Annotated in this window: 4 pseudogenes; 1 reads left to right on the forward strand and 3 read right to left on the reverse strand. The window is 60.5% G+C overall.

Going from position 1 to position 2367, the window contains the following annotated elements:
- Positions 1-190 precede the first annotated feature (190 nt).
- From QMK17_RS26145 to QMK17_RS26155, 3 pseudogenes are all read right to left on the reverse strand, one after another.
- Positions 191-1087 (reverse strand): annotated as a pseudogene (locus QMK17_RS26145) (transposase); the annotation flags it as partial.
- Between the two features lie 10 nt (positions 1088-1097).
- Positions 1098-1986, reverse strand: a pseudogene (locus QMK17_RS26150) (IS5 family transposase).
- Between the two features lie 42 nt (positions 1987-2028).
- Positions 2029-2166, reverse strand: a pseudogene (locus tag QMK17_RS26155) (IS110 family transposase); the annotation flags it as partial.
- Positions 2167-2243: 77 nt separating this feature from the next.
- Here QMK17_RS26155 and QMK17_RS26160 point away from each other — a divergent pair.
- A pseudogene (locus QMK17_RS26160) lies at positions 2244-2367 on the forward strand (IS4 family transposase); the annotation flags it as partial.

Genomic DNA, 2367 nt, shown 5'->3' on the forward strand with positions numbered 1-2367 from the left:
CCTTGCGGATCTCGGTGAACATGCCGACAGCGCGTTCACGCAGCTCGGTGGGGTAGTTGCTTGCCGGTCGTGCCATGGCTTCATTCTCCTAAGAAGTGAAGCCTCCGGACAACCCGGTGCGGTTCACATCTTGTTTTAGAGTCCTGTTGCCCATGAGCTGGGCGGATAGACACCCCAGGGCTCTAACTTGTCAAGCGGCACTGAGTTGTTGGGCGTCTCGGTGTCCCCAGGCGGTGTGCTCGTCATAGTTGCTGTGATGTCGTAGGCAACCGTGGAGGATGCCGACCAGCCTGTTGCCGAGTGCCCGTAGCGCTTGGTGGTGGAGATTGCCCGCAGCACGATATCTATCGTAGTAAGCGCGAGCGCCTGGGCTCTGGCTGAGTGCACAGAATGCCCATTGGTCAATCGCGTCGTAGAGGCGTCGATTCCGAACGTGACGAGCGAGAACGGCGCGTTTCTTGCCGGATGCGACGGTCAGGGGTGACGTGCCGGCGTAGTTTTTGCGAGACTTGGCCGTGGTGTATCGGCTGGGATCGTCTCCGAATTCACCGAGCACCCGGGCGCCGAGGATGACACCGAGTCCTGGCAGGGAGAGGTAGATGTCGGCGTCCGGGTGTGTTCTAAAATGTGTTGAGAGAACTGCTTCGAGGTCAGTTATTTGTCGGTTCAAGTCCGCTATCAACGCGACCGCCGATCGGGTAGTTGCGGCGAACGCTGCTGCGACGGGCGGTGGCGCAGCCAGTTGGTCTTTACGTAGCGATACGCGAATTTGCTGGGCTCTTGAATCTACATTGCGCTGTCGCCCAGCTTTTTTCAGTATCGAGCGTATAGACGAGGTGCTGAGATGTTCGGCTTCGGCGGGTGAAGCGGCGCGCGCGAGCACTGCGACTGCGTCGCGGTCATGGAGGCATTCGAATGCATCCAGAGCACTCGGGTAATACTCGAGCAACGCCGAGCGCAATGCGTTGGTCTGGCGATTGCGGGACCAGATCAGATTCTGGTGACCACGGGCCAGCACTTTGACCGCCTCGGCATCCGCGGTGTCGCCGGCGACGGTGCGATGATTGTGGCGGTCGGTGCGAACTAGGGCGTGTCTCCTAGATGGCGAGCTGGCGTGACCACAGGAAAACCGCCTGTAACAGGGCTCCGGCGCGGTACGTCAACGCCAACTTGTCGTACCGGGTCGCCAGCCCCCGCCACTGCTTGACAGCATTGAAGGAACGCTCGACAACATTGCGGCCCTTGTACTTCTCCACATCGAACTTCGGTGGCCGCCCACCCGCGCTACCTTTGTTCAGGCGGTGCCCCTGCTGATCACGTGGCTCGGAGATCACCGCTTCCGCTTTCTTGTTCCGAAGCAGAGCCCGATTCGCCCGTGACGAGTACGCTTTGTCGCCCAGGACAGCGTCCGGTCTGGTGCGTGCAGGGACGGATCCTTCCCGCTCGATCCGCAAGTGCGAGAGCAGGATAGGAAACATCGGACTGTCGCCGGCCTGGCCGGCACCGACGAGCACCAACGGCAAACCGGACCCATCGGTGAGATGGTGGATTTTACTGCTCAAACCACCGCGCGAGCGCCCGATACCGTGATCATCGGGCTCGGCAAGCAGATTCATGTAATTCGACAGATCCCCCTGTGGAACGAGCGAGGTTCGTCGCGTGCTGATGGGCACGATTGACCGTCGAATCCACCGACACCTGCCGATCGACCTTCCCGTCGGCATCGGCCGAGGTCAACAGCGCCGCCAGCACCCGATCCCACGTTCCATCACCGGCATAACGGCGGTGCCGTTTCCACACCGTCTGCCACGGACCGAACTCCGACGGCAGATCACGCCACGCGATACCCGTCCGATAGCGATAGGCAATTCCCTCTACCACCAGGCGATTGTTTCGGAACGCGCGCCCGCGTAGGCCGTCCGAGGACGGCAACAACGGTTCGATCATGTCCCACTGTGCATCGGTGAACATCTTCATCCTCGACATACCGAATATTCTCGAGCACAACCACACCCAGATATAGGAGACACGCCCTAGGTCTGCTAGCAGTTTCGCGTCTCCGGCATCGGATTTCGCTCCGGATACATGGTGCCGGTCACGATAGCGTGCGGCGGCGAGCGGGTTGATGGCGTAGATCGTGTATCCGCCTGCGAGCAGCGCAGTGATCGGCCCAGGGATTTCGGACAGTGGACCCGCTTAGCCTCAATACCGTTCAGTTAAGGACCTTCGAGGTATGATGGGTTGTGCCTCGTAGCGGATGGGTGAAACCGGTCTCGGATCGTCGGCTGTCGGATGTGGTGTCGGTGGGGTTGTTGACCAGGGTCTTTCCGCCGGATGTGGTGGATGCGGTGATCACGGAATGCGGTC

Origin of the sequence: Rhodococcus sp. G-MC3, assembly GCF_030063335.1 — a bacterium.
In the GTDB taxonomy this organism is placed as follows: Bacteria; Actinomycetota; Actinomycetes; order Mycobacteriales; family Mycobacteriaceae; genus Rhodococcoides.